The 17,026-nt window shown below is 64.8% G+C and carries 13 protein-coding genes; 2 read left to right on the plus strand and 11 right to left on the minus strand.

Features of this window, described 5'->3' with window-relative positions:
• Positions 1–282: 282 nt before the first annotated feature.
• The 5 genes from Q5H93_RS13945 to Q5H93_RS13965 form a co-directional block, all read right to left on the minus strand.
• Entirely contained in the window at positions 283–3,126 is a 2,844-nt protein-coding gene (locus Q5H93_RS13945; protein WP_305007169.1) for an MSEP-CTERM sorting domain-containing protein, read from the minus strand.
• A 161-nt stretch (positions 3,127–3,287) separates the two neighbouring features.
• On the minus strand, positions 3,288–4,682 hold the full coding sequence (locus tag Q5H93_RS13950) for a cation:proton antiporter domain-containing protein (RefSeq protein WP_305007170.1): 1,395 nt from the start codon (positions 4,680–4,682) through the stop codon (positions 3,288–3,290).
• Between the two features lie 49 nt (positions 4,683–4,731).
• Complete coding sequence (locus tag Q5H93_RS13955) at positions 4,732–5,562, minus strand: hypothetical protein (protein ID WP_305007171.1); 831 nt, start codon at positions 5,560–5,562, stop codon at positions 4,732–4,734.
• 172 nt (positions 5,563–5,734) lie between these two features.
• The gene (locus Q5H93_RS13960) at positions 5,735–8,164 is read right to left on the minus strand and encodes an endonuclease MutS2 (RefSeq protein WP_305007172.1); all 2,430 of its coding nucleotides are present in this window, start codon (positions 8,162–8,164) and stop codon (positions 5,735–5,737) included.
• Positions 8,165–8,363: 199 nt separating this feature from the next.
• On the minus strand, positions 8,364–8,651 hold the full coding sequence (locus Q5H93_RS13965) for a hypothetical protein (protein ID WP_305007173.1): 288 nt from the start codon (positions 8,649–8,651) through the stop codon (positions 8,364–8,366).
• A gap of 109 nt (positions 8,652–8,760) precedes the next feature.
• On the opposite strand from Q5H93_RS13965, the gene Q5H93_RS13970 reads away from it, so the two are divergent.
• Both Q5H93_RS13970 and Q5H93_RS13975 read left to right on the plus strand, forming a co-directional pair.
• Positions 8,761–9,141 (plus strand): helix-turn-helix transcriptional regulator, encoded by a 381-nt coding sequence (locus tag Q5H93_RS13970; RefSeq protein ID WP_305007174.1) that lies wholly within the window; start codon positions 8,761–8,763, stop codon positions 9,139–9,141.
• Between the two features lie 56 nt (positions 9,142–9,197).
• The gene (locus Q5H93_RS13975; protein ID WP_305007175.1) at positions 9,198–9,728 is read left to right on the plus strand and encodes a hypothetical protein; all 531 of its coding nucleotides are present in this window, start codon (positions 9,198–9,200) and stop codon (positions 9,726–9,728) included.
• 45 nt (positions 9,729–9,773) lie between these two features.
• Here the strand turns inward: Q5H93_RS13975 and Q5H93_RS13980 are convergent, their stop codons facing one another.
• The 6 genes from Q5H93_RS13980 to Q5H93_RS14005 form a co-directional block, all read right to left on the minus strand.
• Positions 9,774–12,047 carry a heavy metal translocating P-type ATPase gene (locus Q5H93_RS13980; RefSeq protein WP_305007176.1) on the minus strand — a complete coding sequence of 758 codons (2,274 nt, stop codon included), beginning with the start codon at positions 12,045–12,047 and terminating at the stop codon, positions 9,774–9,776.
• A gap of 126 nt (positions 12,048–12,173) precedes the next feature.
• Positions 12,174–12,944, minus strand: coding sequence for a 3-keto-disaccharide hydrolase (locus Q5H93_RS13985; RefSeq protein WP_305007177.1), 771 nt, complete (start codon positions 12,942–12,944; stop codon positions 12,174–12,176).
• Between the two features lie 59 nt (positions 12,945–13,003).
• Complete coding sequence (locus Q5H93_RS13990; protein WP_305007178.1) at positions 13,004–14,230, minus strand: nucleoside permease; 1,227 nt, start codon at positions 14,228–14,230, stop codon at positions 13,004–13,006.
• Between the two features lie 48 nt (positions 14,231–14,278).
• On the minus strand, positions 14,279–14,767 hold the full coding sequence (locus Q5H93_RS13995; RefSeq protein WP_305007179.1) for a c-type cytochrome: 489 nt from the start codon (positions 14,765–14,767) through the stop codon (positions 14,279–14,281).
• 10 nt (positions 14,768–14,777) lie between these two features.
• Positions 14,778–15,830, minus strand: a complete 1,053-nt coding sequence (locus tag Q5H93_RS14000; RefSeq protein WP_305007180.1) for a sugar phosphate isomerase/epimerase family protein — start codon at positions 15,828–15,830, stop codon at positions 14,778–14,780.
• 11 nt (positions 15,831–15,841) lie between these two features.
• Entirely contained in the window at positions 15,842–17,005 is a 1,164-nt protein-coding gene (locus tag Q5H93_RS14005) for a Gfo/Idh/MocA family protein (RefSeq protein ID WP_305007181.1), read from the minus strand.
• Positions 17,006–17,026 lie beyond the last annotated feature (21 nt).

Below are 17,026 nucleotides of genomic sequence, written 5' to 3' on the forward strand. Positions count from 1 at the left end.
TGCTGAAAAAGGCGGCTCCCGGTACGGGGGTCGCCTTTTTTTGTGTAGTTGCGTTACGCTGGCCGCAGTCTTAAGGAAGCGTAGCAACCGTGACTGCTGGCCGCTAAGTGGGGTGAGTCTCCAGACTCAAGGCCGCGCAGCGGCCATCCGATACCGCGCCTTTTTGCTCCGAAAGCCCAGCCGCCAGCTTGCCGCTGCACGGCAGGGAGTTTGGAAACTCCCACCACTGTTCGGCCTGCCGTTACGCACTACGCGCTAAACGGCGGCCAGCACGCAGTCCTCCTACCGCCGCCGCAGGGCCCAGCCCGCCAGCCCGACGCCGGCCAGCAGCAGCAGCCCCACTCCGCCGTCGATGGGTGTTTCGACGGGCGGCAGGTCGTCTTCCTCCATCACGTCGAGGTTGGCGTTGGCGGCCAGGGTTTCCTCCTGCTTGCGGCGCAGGGCTGCTTTTTGGGCATCGTTTTCGAGGGCCAGAAACGAGGTGAAGGGTGTGAGAATGCCCGCCCGGAAGCTGGCCTGCAGGAACGGCAGCCGCTGGCGGTCGGTGCTTTCGGGGTGGAAGGTTTGCCACTGCGAGTAGCCGCTCAGCAGCAGGCCGGTAAGCCAGCGACTGCTGGCCGTGGCCGCCGGTTGCAGCGAGGCTTGCGGATGGCTCAGCACCAGCTCGGCCTGCTGGTTATCGGCCAGGTAGGCGCGGGGCTGCGCGGCCGTGGGCCAGGCCCGCACGACGGGCGCGGGGCCGGGCCGCGGCGCATCGGCCAGCGGCACCGCCGAATGCGCGCGCAACGAATGCGCCAGCAGCTGCTGCTCCGGATTCAGCTCGTAGAAAACGTCGCTTTCGGGGTAGGCGCTTTGGAAGCTCTCGAAATTATCGGCCAGCACCGCGCCGGTGAAATGCTCACTCACCACCACAATGACGGGGTACGTGGGGCCGGGATGCTGCTGCGCCTCAAACAGTACCCGCTGGATGGCCCCAGTGAGGAAGAAGCCGCCGTGGGCCGGCTCGCGGGCCAGCTCGGCCCGCCAGTCGGCCCCGGCGGGCAGGGTAGTCGTGTAGGCATTCACGAGGCTGTAGCGGGGCGCTACACCATTGGGCAATTTCTGAGTCAGCTGGTTATTGATGCGGGCAGCGTAGGCCGTGGGCAGGCCGCGCTGGGTGGAGGCATCGAGCAGAAAATGATAGTAAGGCCGCCGCTGCACCAGCGGCAAACGGCTTTTGGCGGTGGCACTTAGATAAAGCACGCTGCTGTCGGGCGTGGTGACGGGGGCAGCCACGGGCGGCGCGCTGGCATTGCCCAGGGTCAGCTTTTGCCCATCGACACTCAGCTCAAACGGCTCCTTGTGCAGCAGCTGAATGCGGGTGTGGCGGGGCTCTGCGCCGATGACGGGGTACACGCGCAGAGACACTTCGCGGGTATTGTCGTAGGAGAGCAAGCCGGGGTCGCGGCTGGCGCGCTCGTTCAGAATCTGGGCATACACCCAGGCGGCGGCCTTTTTCTCGGCCAGGATGCCCCGCTCCTGCCGCTGCCCGATGGTGAGGTAGTAGTCGCTCACCCAGCACCCGGCGGGCAGCTGGAATTTGGTGGTGTACTCCCAGTCGCCGAAACCGGCCTGGGGATTTGCCACCGTCAAATCGACCCAGCTTACCCAGGATTGCTGGCGGGCATCGTAGCTGCTGGTGGCCGTGAGCGTGCGCAGCTGCGGCGCATCGGCAGGCTGCTGGGTGGGCGGCGGGGCGGGCTGGTAGTCGGGCCGACTTTGGCCGTTAAAAATAACCTGCAAATCGGCCAGCTTGCTTTCTGACAGCATTAGGTTGTCCAGCACCAGCCAGTTGAAATACGTGGACAGGTAGGGCTGGTGCCGCCCAAAGTCCATGCCCCGGCGGCGCTCTTTGTGCTGCCGGATGGTGCCGAGCGTGGTTTGCAGCGCGTTGGCATCGAGGCGAGTGGCTTGGGCGTAGTTGGGCGAATACACGTAGTCCAGCGCTTCGTGTAGGGTGCGCCGGTCGTGCCAATAGCTGGCCGTGAGGTAGAGCGGCAGCACCGTTAGCCCGCCCACCAGCACCGCCAGCACCAGCCGGCGACCGTAGTGCGGCTGCAGGGCCGCCAGGTCGTCGCCCAGCTGCCGCACGTGCACCACGAATAGCAGCACGGGCGTCAGAATCAGAAACCCCACGCCAAAAACCAGAATAGCCGGTATCGACAGCGGCAAAAACGGCAGAAAAACCACCGCGAAGTACAGGGTGAAGCCAAACAGGCCCGCCCGGCCCAGCAGCTGCACCAGCCGTAGCGCCGGGCGGGGGCTGTCGGGCAGGCACAGCAGCACGCCATTCAGCGCCGCCAGAATGTAAAACCACGGGCTGGAAAAATCGCCGAATATTCCTCCGCCGATATTGCCCAACACATCATTCAGCAGCACGCCGCTATTCACCGCCAAGCCGAGCAAGGGCATCACCAAGGCCACCAATACCCGGAATACCCAGCCGCTGCCCGCCCAGAAGCCACCCTTTTTCTGCGCCAGAATGTAGGCCGTTCGTATTAGGAAAAAGAAGAAGCTAATGGTACTCATCACGGCGGCCAGCAGCAGCAGAGCTTCGGCTATGTGCGGAAAGAGGTAATCCCAAGGCAACAAACCCAGCAACCCTCCAACCATCCACCAGCCCAGCGGCACACCCAGAGCCAGCAATAGGCTGGGCAGCACTCGCCCTTCGCCCTCAGGCGTGAAGCGGGCTACCAGCACCAGGACGGCGTGCGCCAGCGTCGGCATCAGCAAGGTCCACGCTATCAGGCCGGGGTCGGTGGGCACCATCCACGGCGGCACGCTGCGCGGGATGGTGCTATCCGACTGGAACACCACCAGCGCGAGCAGGCCGCTGCACACCCCTATCTGCACCAGGCTGTACACCGCGCCCAGCAGCTGCTCGCGCCGCAGCTGCACTGCCGCGAAGCCCGCCGTGCCCAGCCCCAGCAGCCCCAGCCCGGCCCCAAAACGCTGCCACAGCACCACGCTTTCGGGCGGCAGTAGCGAGTGGATAACTGTGTAAATGCCGTAGCACATGGCAAATAGCACCACCAGCGGCCCGGTATTAATCATGAACAGCCACTGTGGTTTGCGGAGGTTTTGCATGGAATTGCGGGTTGAGTGACGAGCGCAGAGAAGGCCATTTCTTTCAAACGGAGCAAATGTATGCAAAAGAACTTTGTATTTCAAAGCAAGCAGCACAAAGTCACCTTGCCCTACCTTTTTCAGCAGGTTTCTTGAAACCCATTAAAGCTCATTCAGCTCAATCAGCCAGCTACTTGGCGGCGCTGAATCAAATCCAGCGCCGGGCCGGTCATGCAGGTGGTGGCCAGGGCCATGAGCACCATCAGGGTGAAGATGCCGGGGCTGAGGATGCCCAGGTCGTAACCAATGTTGAGCACCACCAGCTCCATCAGGCCGCGGGTGTTCATGAGGGCCCCCACGCTGAGGCTGTCGGGCCAGCCGTAGCCCACGGCGCGGGCGGCCAGGGCGCTACCCAGGAATTTGCCGGCCACCGCCACGGCTACGATGGCCGCCCCGACCAGCCAAGCATCGGCTGTATTCAGCAGGCCAATTTCGGTGCGCAAACCGGTGAAAACGAAGAACAGCGGCAGCAACAGTAGCACGGCCACGTCCTGCACCTTGCCGCGCACGGTTTCGCGCAGCTGGTCGTCGGCGGGCAGGATGGCACCGGCCAGGAAGGCCCCGAACAAGGCGTGGATACCAATGACTTCGGCCAGTAGCGCGGAGAAAACCAGCGTGAAGAAGAAGGCGGCCAGACTGCTCAGGCTAAGCACGCCGGCCGGGGAGCGCTGCACCACCCGCGCTAGCAGCGGGCGCACCACGCGCAGCATCAGCAGCACGTAAAGGGCGGCCAGCGCCACGATATAGAGGGCACTGACAAAGGAGCCGGCCTTCACCAGCGCTACCACGGCGGCCAGCAGGCACCAGGCGGTTACGTCGTCGGCGGCGGCGCAGGTGATGACGAGCGTGCCCAGCGGCGTGCCGGTCAGGCCCCGGTCGCGCACGATGCGGGCCAGCACCGGGAAGGCCGTGATGCTCATCGCAATGCCCATGAACAGCCCGAACGAGGCAAACTGCACGCCCGCCGGCGCCCAGTTTTCATACAGAAAATACGCCAGCCCCAGCCCCAGCGAAAACGGAATGACAATGCTGGCGTGGCTGATGACAACAGCCTTGTGCGCCTTGCCGCGCAGGCTACTTAAGTCTAGCTCCAGCCCCACCACGAACATGAACAGCAGCATCCCAATCTGACTCACGAACTTCAGATTGTCGAGCGACCTGGCCGGGAACAGCCCGGCCATGGCCTCGGGCCAGTAGCGGCCCAGCAGCGAAGGGCCCAGCATGATGCCGGCCGCCATTTCGCCCACCACCGCCGGCTGCCCCAGCTTCTGGAACACCCAGCCCAGCCCCCGTGCTACCAGCAGGATGGTGACCATCTGGGCCAGCAGCAGCGCCAGGGGCGCGTGCAGGCCGGCCTGCAGGGCGGCCAGGAAATCCTGCCAGGCGTTGCCATTCGGCGATACCTGGGCGGTGTGCTCCAGCTGCTTGCCGGCCTGCAACACGGCATATATCAGCGCCGAGAAGCCGCCGATGGTGAGGGTGTAAAAGAGCGTGTCGCGCGGGCCCCGGTTTGTCATGGGGCAAATATCGGGGGAGGCTGGCGGGCGCGCAACGCGGGCTCCCTGGCTACTGGGCGGCGCGGGCGGGCAGCTTCAGGAACGTGGCTTTGGGAGCCGTGATTTCCACGCCGCTGGGGAAACGGTCGTCCTCGGGACGACTTTCGTAGCCGTGCAGCCGCAGGGTGTCGCCCGAAAACGCGAAGGAATACTCGCCCAGGTCTTTGCCCCGGGCGTCGCGCCAGCTGAAGCCGTTGGGCAGCAGGAAGTCCCAGTCCATGGCCGCAATTACGTGGTAGGAGCTCACGCCGGGCAGGCCACGCACCCGAAAATCGGGTCCCAGGGTAATGATGCTGTCGGCGGGCCGCTCGCTGTGCAGCCGGCGGTAGCGGCCAGCAAACACCCGCTGGGCCAGTTGCTTTTCCACCATCTTCGGGGTGAGCACCTCCTTGACGCGGTGGTAGGGGTACCACGGCGAAACGGTGGTTTCGTTGCCCGAGATGAGGGTTTCGCGGAACAGCAGGCGGTTGTTCTGCAGCTTCAGGTCCCAGAACTGCCCGTCGCCGCCCAGGCGGTACTCGCCGGTGGCCCTGGGCCGTGCCCGGTAGCCGAATTCCTCGTGCCAGCCACTCATGGCGCAGCTGTCGCCGATGAAACGCAGCGTAGCGGCATACGCCGAATTCCACTTGGAATACGCATACACGTCCTTTTCCAGCAGCAGCGAATCGGGGTAATAATCGAGCTGCCAGATGCCTTGCACCGGCCCGAACGGGTTGGCCGACGGTGCGGGCGGCAGCGTAGCAGCGGCTGGCTCGCGGGGTGTATCGGGGGTGGAGTGGCAACCGCTGGTGGCCAGCATAGTGGCGCCCGACAGCAGGGCAGCAAGGAAACGTGCGGACATAACAAAGCTCTGATGAACCAGAGAAGCGGCAAAATACGCCAACCTAGCTGATAGCACTGTCATGCTGAACGCAGTGAAGCATCCTCTCACCCTATAACGAAATCGTTGCGGCGTGAGAGGATGCTTCACTGCGTTCAGCATGACAGTGCTGCGCTAAAGCACGGCCAGCGCCTTACTTCAGCACGGCGATGGTGACCCCATCCCCGCCCCTATCGGCGTGCTCGTCGGCTACGCTGGCTACGGCGCGCTGGGAGCGCAGGTAGTCGCGCACCACTTGGCGCAGCACGCCGTTGCCGCGGCCGTGGAGGAACTTGATTTCGGGCATGCCCAGCATCACGGCGTCGTCCACGAAGCTCATGGTTTTGGTGAGGGCGTCTTCGGCGCGCTCGCCGCGCAGGTCGAGCGTGGGGCTGAAGTCGGCCATGCGGGAGGTCATGTTGATGTTGCCACCGGTGGCGTTTTTCGAGGCGGCGGCTTTGGCGGCGGTCTCGCGCTCGCGGATTTCGGCGCGGCTCAGCTTTTCGAGCTGGTTGACTTTCACTAGGGTCTTGAGGCCGCCGAACATCACCTCGGCGGTTTTGCCTTTCACGCTCACTACGTCGCCGTGGCCTTCCTGGCCCAGCAGGGCCACTTTGTCGCCGGCGGCGAGGCCGTGGGTGGCGGCCAGCTCGCGGGTGGGGCGGGGCTTGGGCGGCTCGATTTGCAGCTCCTTGCGCACGAACTCGTCCAGCTTTTCGCGGGCCTGCTTATTGACCTCCTTCTCGGCGTTGCCGCGGCGGATTTCGCCGATGGTGGCCTCGATTTTCTGATTGGTATTTACCAGCAGGGCCTTGGCCTGCTGCTTGGCTTCGCGCAGGGTTTCGAGGCGGGTGTCTTCGAGGTGCTTCTTGAGGTCGGCGTATTCCTGGGCGGCCTTCTTGAGGCGGCGCTCCTGCTTGGCGGCTTCGGCGGTGCGTTGTTCGAGCTCGGTTTTCTCTTTTTCGAGGCTTTCGAGCAGCTGGTCGTAGTTGATTTTATCCTTGCCCACGAGCTGGCTGGCCCGCTCCACCACGTCCTTCGGCAGGCCGATTTTGCGGGCTATTTCGATGGCGAAGCTGGAGCCGGGCTTGCCCACTTCGAGGCGGTAGAGCGGCTGCAGGCGCTCGGGGTCGTAGCGCATGGCACCGTTGACGAGGCCCGGGGTGCGCTCGGCGAAGTTCTTGAGATTAGTATAGTGGGTCGTGACGACACCAAATACCCGACTACGGTTTAATTCTTCCAGCACGGCCTCGGCGATGGCGCCGCCCAGGCTGGGCTCGGTGCCGGTACCGAATTCGTCAATCAGTACCAGGCTTTTCTTGCCCGCCAGCAGCATAAACTGCTTCATGGCCAGCAGGTGCGAGGAGTAGGTCGAGAGGTCGTTTTCCAGGCTCTGCTCGTCGCCGATGTCGAGGAAAATATCGTCGAACACGCCGGCCGCTGAGCCGTCGGCGCAGGGAATCAGCAGGCCCATTTGCAGCATGCACTGCACCAGGCCCACGGTTTTCAGGCTGACGGATTTGCCGCCCGCGTTCGGACCCGAAATTACCAGCAGGCGCTGCTCGTTGTTCAGTTCCAAATCCAGCGGCACTACCTGGCGGGGGTCGCCGTTTTCGCGCTTGTGCTCGGCGAAGGCCAGCTGCAGCAGCGGGTGGCGCACGCCGCGCCAGGCCACCAGCGGCTTGGGGAAGAGCACCGGCATCTGGCAGTCGAGCTGCACGGCCAGGCGGGCCTTGGCGCGGATGAAGTCCAGCAAGCCCAGGTAGTCGTAGGCCTTGCGCAAATCGGGCAGGTGGGGGCGCAGCTGGTCGGTGAGGGCGGTGAGGATGCGAATCAGCTCGCGCTGGTAGGCATTCTGCAGGTCTTTGATGTCGTTGTTGAGCTCAAAAACCTCGGCCGGCTCGATGAAAACGGTCTGGCCGGAGGCCGACTCGTCGTGAATCAGGCCCTTCACCTTGCGCTTGTGCTCGGCGATGACGGGCAGCACCAGCCGCCCGCCCCGAATGGTCGGCTCGGAGTCGCCGGGAATCCAGCCCTCGGTTTTGGCGTGGCGCAGGATGCCGGCAATCTGCTTCCGCAATTGCAGCTGGCGCTGAATAAGCTCCTGCCGAATCTGGCGCAGCAGCGGCGAGGCGTCGTCGCGCACGTTGCCGTCGTCGTCCACCACTTTATCCAAAGCGGCCAGTAGGTTTCTATCCACCTGGATGCCGACGCCCAGCAGGCGCAGGGCGGGAAACTCGCCCTCGTCGGCCTGCGAGAAGAAGGTAAGCGCCTGGCGGATGGTGCGCATGCTCATCTTCACCTCGTAGAAGGCCTCCACGTCGAGGTAGGCGCCGGGCAGGGCGGCGCGCTTGAAGTGGGCACGGGCGTCGTGGTAGTGCGAGGCGGGGAAGTCGGCGCCGGAGCGCAGCAGGTAGGCAAACTCGTCGGTCTGGAGCAGCAGCTTGAGCAGGGGCTCGTGCTTGGTCTGGAACTCCATGCGGGCCACGTGCTGGCGGCCCAGGGCCGAGAGGCAGTTGGCTTCGAGCTGCTGCCGCAGGGTAGCAAAGCCAATCTTTTGTTCGAAGTGTTGGGGAAAGAGCAAGTAAGTAGTCGTTCGGTATTCTATCAGTTTCAGGCTACGAAGATAAACAGCCGGCGGGGCGGGAAGATTCGCGGGCTGTGTAGATTGTGTGAAGGCGGACGCTGGCGGGGGCTGGCCGCAGTCTTAAAGGAGCGCAGCGACTGTGACTGCTGGCCAATAGACGGGGGCAGCGCCAGCGGCCGACCGCTTTTTTGTGCCGCTACCGGGCCGCCCGCCCCAAGGCCGCCACTACAGTCACGAGGACATCGATGCAGCTCAGGCAGACATTCACTTTACTAGAAAAGGCATAGATTTTACCCAGGCAGGCCTTATCTGCAACCAGCACGGCATAGGTACTGCTCAGGCGGGCCTTACCTGCCACCAGCACGGCATAGATACTGCTCAGGCGGACCTTACCTGCTACTAGCACGGCATGATTTGACCTGATGCGGACCTTATCTGTCACCAGCACGGCATGATTTGAGCTGATGCGGGCCTTATCTGCCACCAGCAAGGCATTAGCAGACCTCTGGAGGCCGTCATTTATCCCCGGTACCGTCGTGGTTTTGACTTCCAGACGTTTGCCTTTATCTTGCGGGCCTTAGCCGCCCGCTACCATGTCCGAGCCTACTCCTCCTACCCTGGCCGCCCAGTTTGCCCAGCGCCTGCTGGAGCGCGACGCCCCGCCCCCACCGCCCAGCCAGGAGCTCGAGGCAGTGCTCGACCGCATTCAGGCCTGGCTGCTGCCGCCCGGCGGCACCCGCGACACCCGCACCCACCGCCGCCAGGCCCGCATGCTGGTGGCCCTGATGCAGCACCCCGAGCGCAGCACCGAGCAGCTCACCGCCGCCTCCGGGCTGGAATGGCGGGCCGGCTCGCGCATGAGCCTGGTCTTATTCGAGCGCGGCCTGACGCACCGCGAGCGGCGCGGCCGCTACTTCTACCACCGCCTCACCCGGGCCGCCGAGGATGCGCTGCTGCTGGTGGTGGCGGGGTAAAACCCGGCGAGCACAGCTTTTTGCATCACTCTGACAGTCCTGTTTTAGTAGCCCTCATGCGTCTCATCCCGCTGCTGTTCTTAATTCTGGCGTGCTTCGTCGAGCCGGCACAGGCGCAGCATTATTATGCTGCAAGAGCTGATAGCGCCGCCACAGTTCAGGCCGTTCCGGAGCCCGTCGTGACAAGTTTCCGGCGGGTGTTTGCGGTGCTCCCGCCCGATTCCATAGTGTGGTGGGAAGTATTTGGTCCCAATTCCTACTACGGCGTCAATATCGGTAAATATGGGGGCGGCGGGAAAGCGGTTTTCGACTCCTCCGGCCTCGTAACGGAAACGCTACTAAGCATGCAGATGAACATGTTGCCCAAGCCTGTGCAGCATAAAGTTCGGAAAACGGTTCTGCCCTGGATAAAGAGCAAATCCCCTACGGCGGCCGCTCAGCTTCAGGCTTACGTTTACACGGTGGAAGCGGCGGTGAGGTATTATGTAATAGATTTTTACGACCCCGCTGCACCGCGAAGAAGCCGTGACTGGCTGATACGGCCCGACGGCACTTATTACCCCCGCGGCAACCCGGTGTTTCGATAGCTGCAAGGCCGGATTGCAGGCCCGAGTGGCGTGGGGCGCTACCGCTCAGGCCCGAAACGTCCGCAGCCGCAGCGAATTGCTCAGCACCGACACCGAGCTCAAGGCCATGGCCGCCGCCGCCAGCATCGGCGAGAGCAAAATCCCAAACGCCGGGTAGAGCACCCCGGCCGCGATGGGAATGCCCAGCGCATTATACACGAAGGCAAAAAACAGATTCTGCCGGATGACCTGCATGGTGCGGCGCGACAGCGCGATGGCCGTGACCACGCCCTGCAAGTCGGAGCGCATGAGGGTGATGCCGGCGGCGGCCATGGCCACGTCGGTGCCCGCGCCGATGGCCAGGCCCACGTCGGCCTGCGCCAGGGCCGGGGCGTCGTTGATGCCGTCGCCCACCACGGCCACGCGGCGGCCCTCGGCCTGCAGCTCCTTCACTTTGCCGGCCTTGTCGGCGGGCAGCACCTCGGCAAAGTAGCGGGTGATGCCCACCTGCGCCGCCACAGCGGCGGCGGCCTGCGGGTGGTCGCCGGTCAGCAGCAGCACCTCGATGCCCTGGGCCTGCAGGCGCGCTATGGCAGCGGCGGAAGTGGGGCGCACGGTATCGGCCAGGGCCAGCAGGGCCACGGCCTCGCCGGCCACGGCCAGGTAGAGGACGGTTTTGGCCTGTTGGGCGAGCTGGGCGGCGGTGGTTTCCAGGTTGGCGGGCAGGGTGATGCCGGCCTCGGCCAGCAGGCGGCGGTTGCCGATGAGGACGGGCTGGCCGGCCACGGTGGCGGCGGCACCCTGGCCGGCGGTGGCCTGGAAATTGGTAGCCGGGAGCCGCTCGGCGGCCTGGGCTTCGGCGTAGCGCAGCACGGCCGCGGCCAGGGGATGCTCGCTGAGGCGCTCCACGGCGGCGGCCAGGGCCAGCAGGTACGGAGCATTCTGGTCGGGGGCCACGAAGTCCGTCACGCTGAACTCGCCCTGGGTGATGGTGCCGGTTTTATCGAGTAGCACGGTGTCTACCTGATAAGCTTTTTCGAGCGCCTCGGCGCTGCGAATGAGCACGCCGTGCTCGGCGCCCTTGCCCGTGCCCACCATGATGGCCGTGGGCGTGGCCAGCCCCAGCGCACAGGGGCAGGCAATGATGAGCACCGCCACGAAGTTGACCAGCGCCAGCGGCAGCCGCGTCTCGGCCGGGCCCAGCAGCAGCCAGGCAATGAAAGTGAGCACCGCCAGTCCAATCACCACCGGCACAAACACCGCACTTACCCTATCGGCCAGCCGCTGAATGGGCGCGCGACTGCCCTGGGCGTCTTCCACCAGCTTCACAATCTGGGCCAGCACGGTGCCTTCGCCCACCCGCGTAGCCCGGAAGCGGAAGGCCCCGGTGCGGTTCAGCGTCGCACCGAAAACCTGGTCGCCGGGCTGCTTCTCCACGGGTAGGCTCTCGCCGGTCAGCATGGCCTCGTCGAGGGTCGAGCGGCCGTCGAGGATGAGGCCGTCGGTGGGCACTTTCTCGCCGGGGCGCACGCTCAGCACGTCGCCCTCGCGCAGCTGCTCGATGGGCACGTCGGTTTCGGTGCCGTCGGGATTGAGGCGGCGGGCGGTTTTGGCCTGCAAGCCCAGCAGCGCCCGCATAGCGGCCGAGGTGCGGGTTTTGGCTCGCTGCTCCAGCACTTTGCCCAGCAATATCAGGGCAATGATGGTGGCCGTGGTATCGTAGTACACCTCCGGCATCAGCCCCTGCCGGTGGAAAAAGCCGGGGGCCACTGTGGCCGCCAGGCTGTACAGAAACGCCGCCCCGGTGCCCACGGTAATGAGCGTGTCCATCGTTGCCGTGCCGTGCCGCAGAGCCTTCCAGGCCGCCACGTAAAACTCGCGCCCGCTGTAGAGCAGTACCGGCAGCGTGAGCAGCAGCAGACCGTAGTTCAGCCATTGCTCGTTGACGTGCACCAGCATCGGCCACAGCATCAACATGCTCAGGGGCATAATGAGTAGCGTGAGCCCCACGGCCACGCCGAAACGCCGCCGCAACTGCTGGTAGGCCCGGGCCTGCTGCTGCTCGGTTTGGGCCTCGCGCTCGGCGGCGGTACTGGCGGGGGCGCGCTCCATTACACCGTAGCCGGCGCTTTCTACGGCCGCTTTCATGGTGGCCGGGGTGGCCTCGCCGGGCAGGTAGTCCACGGTAGCCTTTTCGGTGGCGTAGTTCACCAGCGCCCGCCGCACGCCGGGCGTGCGGCTCAGCGACTTCTGCACAAAATTGGCGCAGGAGGCGCAGGTCATGCCTGTAATGTCCAGCGTTTCGGTGTGCAGGTCGGGTTCGGGCAGGTCAGCTTCCATAATGCGGGCTTTCGAGGTCGGTTCATCGCCCCGGATTCCAACAACAAAGGAACTACTGCCGGCTCCCGGCTACGGTATTGAATATGGGCCGGGGAGGTGCATAATTTCTCTCGCCCCGCCAACCAGCTACAGCGGCCGCACCCAGATATTGCGGAAGCTCACGGGCTCGCTTTTGTCGCCGTGGGCCTGCAGCTTAATGGGAGCCGGCCCGTGCGCCTGGTAGCTGGGCTGGCCGATGTACTGCGTGGGCCCGGCCAGCTCGGCCGCGTTTTGCACCACCACCCCATTGAAGAGCACCGTGACGCGGGCCGGAGCGGCCAGCGAGCCGTCGGGCCGGAAGGTGGGGGCCAGCCACACCACGTCGTAGGTCTGCCACTCGCCGGGGCGGCGGGTGGGGTTGGCCAGCGGCACGTGCTGCTTATAGATGCTGCCCGCCATACCGTTGGAGTACGTGCTGTTCTGGTAGCTATCGAGGATTTGCAGCTCGTAGCCCAGGTCGCCCTTGCCGGTGGAAGCCAGGAAGACGCCGCTATTGCCCCGCCCCTGCCCGGTGCCGTTGATGTTGACCGGAATGCGCCACTCCAAATGCAGCTGGTAGCTGCCGAAGCTGCGCCGGGTTTCGATGTTGCCAGTGCTTTTGTCGACGGTGAAGGCGCCTTTGGCTACCTTCCATTTGGCCGGCGTGTTGCGGTCGTCGGTCATCACCCATTGGCTTAGGTCTTTGCCGTTGAAGAGAATGATGGCATCGGCGGGCGGGGCGCTGGCGGTAGCGGCCGGCACCACTACCGGCGGCACCGGGGTATATACCTCGGTATCTTCGGGCTTGCCGGTTTGCTGGGCGCAGACGGTGGAAAGGGCGGCTACGCTGAGGGTAGCGGTGAGCAAAAGCTGTTTCATAGAGGATTAAAAAGCGGTGTGGGTTGTAGAGACGCACTATTTTGCGTCTCTACAACCATTTAAAGTGGAGCAACTTCGGCAGCATTTGCCCCAATTTTCTCGTCGCGGAACAGCAGCAGGAACAGCAGTAGCACGACGGCGGCAATAACGGCCGGAATCAGCCAAATCATGCGCCAGTCGTGGGTGCCACCCGGTAGCTGGTAGGCGTCGAAAATGCGGCCCGACAGCAGGGTGCCGATGAGCATGCCCACGCCGTAGGTGGCGAGCGTGATAAAGCCTTGAGCTGCGCTTTTGAACTGCTCGCCCGCCAGGTTGTCGGTGTAAATCTGCCCGGTGACGAAAAAGAAATCGTAGCAGACCCCGTGCAGCACGATGCCCAGCAGCAGCGCCCAGGTAGCATCGGCGCCGCCGAAGGCGAAGAAAACGTAGCGCAGCACCCAGGCGCTCATGCCGATGGCCAGCATCTTCTTCACGCCCAGCCGCCGGAAAAACAGCGGAATAGCCAGCATAAACAGCAGCTCCGATACCTGCCCCAGACTCTGGACGGCCGCCGCCCGCGGCATGTTCACCTCGTTGAGGAAGGGGTTGGTGAAGCCGTAGTAAAAGGCCAGCGGAATGCAGATGGCTACCGAGGCCAGGAAGAAAATCAGGTACGAGCGGTTCTTGAGCAGGCCGACGGCCTCCAGCCCCAGCAGGCTGCCCAGCGAGGTGCCGGCCGCCGCCCGCGGCAGGGGCGGCGTGGCGGGCAGCGCGAAGCTGAACACCCCCAGCACCGCCGAGGCGCCCGCCGCCAGCAGAAAGGTGTTGCGCAGGCCGCCGCCCTGCTCCCAGTTGAGCCAGCCGATGAGCAGGCCCGCCACAATCCAGCCCAGCGTGCCCAGCACCCGGATGGGCGCAAACTCCGTCTGCGGGTCGCGCATCTGCCGGAAGGCGACCGAGTTGACCAGCGCCAGGGTGGGCATGTACAAAACCATGTAGCCCAAAATGCTGGGGTAAAAGTTGCTGAAGTCGGCGGCCCGGGAGGCTTGCCATAGCAGCCCGGCCCCCAGCAGGTGCAGCACGCCCAGGATTTTCTGGGCCGAGAAGTACCGGTCGGCAATCAGCCCCACCACGAAGGGGGCGATAATGGCGCCGATGGATTGCGTGAGAAACGCCGTGCCCACCTGCAAGCCGGTGGCATGCAGGTCGTGCAGCAGGTAGGTGCCCAGCGTCACGAACCAAGCGCCCCAGATGAAGAACTCCAGGAACATCATCAGTGACAATTTCAGGCGGATAGCGGTGGACATGGGTGGGTTTGGATGGTAAAAGAAGAGAATAACTCCAGCTCGGGCGGCTTACTTCAGCGCCAGGATATACTTCGCCATCTCGCGGGCGTCGCTCTCCGAGATGCTAGGGTGCGGGGTCATCGGAATACTGCCCCAGCTGCCGGAGCCGCCGCCGATGATTTTGGAGCCCAGCAGGGCCACGTTGGCGGGCGTGTTGGGGTAGCGCCCGGCAATTTCCTTGTAACCCGGGCCGATGAGCTTGTCGGTCTCGCGGTGGCAGCTGGCGCAGTCCGATTTGGCTACCAGTTGGGCACCCTGGCCGCCGGCCGGCACGCCAGTGGGCGTGGTGCCGATGTGCGTGTTGGCGGTGTCGACCTGCTCCTGGTGCGTCACGGCGGCCTTTTTGGCGTTGGCGGCGCTGTCCTGGTTCAGGGCGTTGGGCGCGGAGGCTGCGGCGCGTTCGGCGCTGGCCACGTCGGGGCCGTCGGGTTTGTAGCCGGTGTCGCAGGCCGTGAGCAGCGCGAGGAGACTAAGCAGGGAAAGAAAATTGGTTTTCATAATCAGAAAGTTACATGCCAAGGAGCTTGTGAAACTGGGTGGCGTCGGCGCCCGAAGCGGCAAAATCGTCGAAGGGCTGCGGCGTGACGCGGATGATGTGCTGGTCGATGAACGGGGCGCCTTCGCGGGCCCCGTCGGCGCTGCTTTTCAGGGCGCACTCCCACTCCAGCACCGCCCAGCCGGGGTAGTTGTACTGCGCGAGCTTGCTGAAAATGGCCTTGAAATCCACCTGCCCGTCGCCCAGGGAGCGGAAACGGCCGGCGCGGTCCAGCCAGGGCTGGTAGCCGCCGTACACCCCCTGCCGGCCGGTGGGGTTGAACTCGGCGTCCTTGACGTGAAAGGCCCGGATGCGCTCGTGGTAGATATCGAGGTAGGCCAGGTAGTCAAGGCATTGCAGCACGAAATGCGAGGGGTCGTAGAGCAGGCAGGCGCGCGGGTGCTGGTCTACCTTGTCCAGGAATTGCTCGTAGCTCACGCCGTCGTGCAGGTCTTCGCCAGGGTGTATTTCGTAGCACACGTCCACGCCGCAGCGGTCAAACTCGTCGAGAATGGGCCGCCAGCGCCGGGCCAATTCCTCAAACCCGGCCTCGACCAGACCGGCGGGCCGCTGGGGCCAGGGGTACACGTAAGGCCAGAGCAAGGCCCCGCTAAAAGTGGCGTGCGCCGTGAGGCCTAGCCGCTGCGAAGCCTGCGCGGCGTAGCGCAGCTGCTGCACCGCCCACTGCTGCCGCGCCGCCGGGTTCCCCCGTAGCGCCTCGGGCGCGAAGCCATCAAACAAGGTATCGTACACTGGATTGACGGCCACCAGCTGGCCCTGCAAATGGGTGGACAGCTCGGTGATTTCCAGCCCGGCGGCCTGCACGGTGCCGCGCAGCTCGTCGGCGTAGTCCTGGCTTTCGGCGGCCAGTTGCAGGTCGATAAACCGGGCGTCGTGGGTGGGCAGCTGCACGCCCCGGTAGCCCAGCCCGGCCGCCCACTCGCAGATGCTGGGCAGGCTGTTGAAGGGCGCGTGCTCGCCCATGAACTGCGCCAGAAAAATACCGGGGCCTTTGATTGTTTTCATAACTTATACTACTAAACCGCAGGAAACTCCGTCCACTTCGCGTCCGACTGCCCCGACGCCACCACGGCTTCGATAAACGCCATCCCGCGCAGGCCCTCAGCGATGCCGGGGAAGTCCAGCATTTCGGCAGTTGGCGGCTGGCCGGCGGCCTCGGCGCGCAGCGTCAGGGCAAAGTTGCGGTAGATGTTGGCGAAGGCTTCGAGGTAGCCCTCGGGGTGGCCGGACGGGATGCGGGCGTTGTGCCGGGCGGCGGCGCTGGTGTAGGGCGCGTTGGTGCGGCGGATTTCGGTGGGCTGGTCCAGCCACTTCACCAGCAGGGTGTTGTTGTCGGCCTGCTGCCAGTCGAGGCCGCCCAGCTCGCCGTACACCCGCAGGCGCAGGTTGTTTTCCTCGCCGGCCGCTACCTGCGTGGCTATCAGCACGCCGCTAACACCCTCACTCAGTTGCAGCAGCACCGCGCCGTCGTCGTCGAGCTGCCGGCCGGGCACCACGGCGCGGATGTCGGCGCAGAGTTGTTCCACGCGCAGGCCGGTCACGTATTCGAGCAAATTAAAGGCGTGGGTACCAATGTCGCCCATAGCACCGGCCAGGCCGCTGCGGGCCGGGTCGGTGCGCCAGCCGGCCTGCTTGTTACTGGCGTCGCCCTCGACGAAGGTGCTCAGCCAGCCCTGCGGGTACTCCACGTACACCTTGCGCAGGCGGCCCAGCGCGCCGGCGGCCACCAGCGCGCGCGCCTCCTTCACCATTGGGTAGCCGGTGTAGGTGTGCGTCAGGACCAGGCGGCGGCCGGTGGTTTGCACGATGTGCGCCAGCTCCCGCGCCTCGGCCAGCGAGAAAGTCAGGGGCTTGTCCAGCACTACGTCGAAGCCGTTTTCCAGAGCCAGCTTGGCCGGGGCAAAGTGCAGGTGGTTGGGCGTTACGATACTGATAACCTGCACGCGCTCATCTACTGGAAGGGCCAGCTCGCCGGCAATCAAGTCTTGGTACGAGTCGTAGACCCGCGCCGGGGCCAGCCCCAGCGCCTGACCGGTGGCCTGCGAGGTGGCAGCGCGGCTGCTGAAGGCGCCGGCTACCAGCTCGTATTCGCCGTCGAGGGCCGCCGCCAGCCGGTGCACCCCGCCGATAAAGGCACCCTGGCCGCCGCCAATCATGGCCAGGCGCAGTTTTGCGTACATTGTTTCCATCTGATTAAGGAT

It is taken from the genome of Hymenobacter aranciens (assembly GCF_030580865.1).
Taxonomy (GTDB): domain Bacteria; phylum Bacteroidota; class Bacteroidia; order Cytophagales; family Hymenobacteraceae; genus Hymenobacter; species Hymenobacter aranciens.

What these genes read in the sequence shown, in the direction of transcription:
- Q5H93_RS14005 (WP_305007181.1), bottom strand. Translation starts at nt 17,005, where the DNA reads ATGTACGCAAAACTGCGCCTGGCCATGATTGGCGGCGGCCAGGGTGCC.
- Q5H93_RS13970 (WP_305007174.1), top strand. Translation starts at nt 8,761, where the DNA reads ATGTCCGAGCCTACTCCTCCTACCCTGGCCGCCCAGTTTGCCCAGCGC.
- Q5H93_RS13985 (WP_305007177.1), bottom strand. Translation starts at nt 12,944, where the DNA reads ATGAAACAGCTTTTGCTCACCGCTACCCTCAGCGTAGCCGCCCTTTCC.
- Q5H93_RS13945 (WP_305007169.1), bottom strand. Translation starts at nt 3,126, where the DNA reads ATGCAAAACCTCCGCAAACCACAGTGGCTGTTCATGATTAATACCGGG.
- Q5H93_RS13995 (WP_305007179.1), bottom strand. Translation starts at nt 14,767, where the DNA reads ATGAAAACCAATTTTCTTTCCCTGCTTAGTCTCCTCGCGCTGCTCACG.
- Q5H93_RS13990 (WP_305007178.1), bottom strand. Translation starts at nt 14,230, where the DNA reads ATGTCCACCGCTATCCGCCTGAAATTGTCACTGATGATGTTCCTGGAG.
- Q5H93_RS13955 (WP_305007171.1), bottom strand. Translation starts at nt 5,562, where the DNA reads ATGTCCGCACGTTTCCTTGCTGCCCTGCTGTCGGGCGCCACTATGCTG.
- Q5H93_RS14000 (WP_305007180.1), bottom strand. Translation starts at nt 15,830, where the DNA reads ATGAAAACAATCAAAGGCCCCGGTATTTTTCTGGCGCAGTTCATGGGC.
- Q5H93_RS13950 (WP_305007170.1), bottom strand. Translation starts at nt 4,682, where the DNA reads ATGACAAACCGGGGCCCGCGCGACACGCTCTTTTACACCCTCACCATC.
- Q5H93_RS13975 (WP_305007175.1), top strand. Translation starts at nt 9,198, where the DNA reads ATGCGTCTCATCCCGCTGCTGTTCTTAATTCTGGCGTGCTTCGTCGAG.
- Q5H93_RS13980 (WP_305007176.1), bottom strand. Translation starts at nt 12,047, where the DNA reads ATGGAAGCTGACCTGCCCGAACCCGACCTGCACACCGAAACGCTGGAC.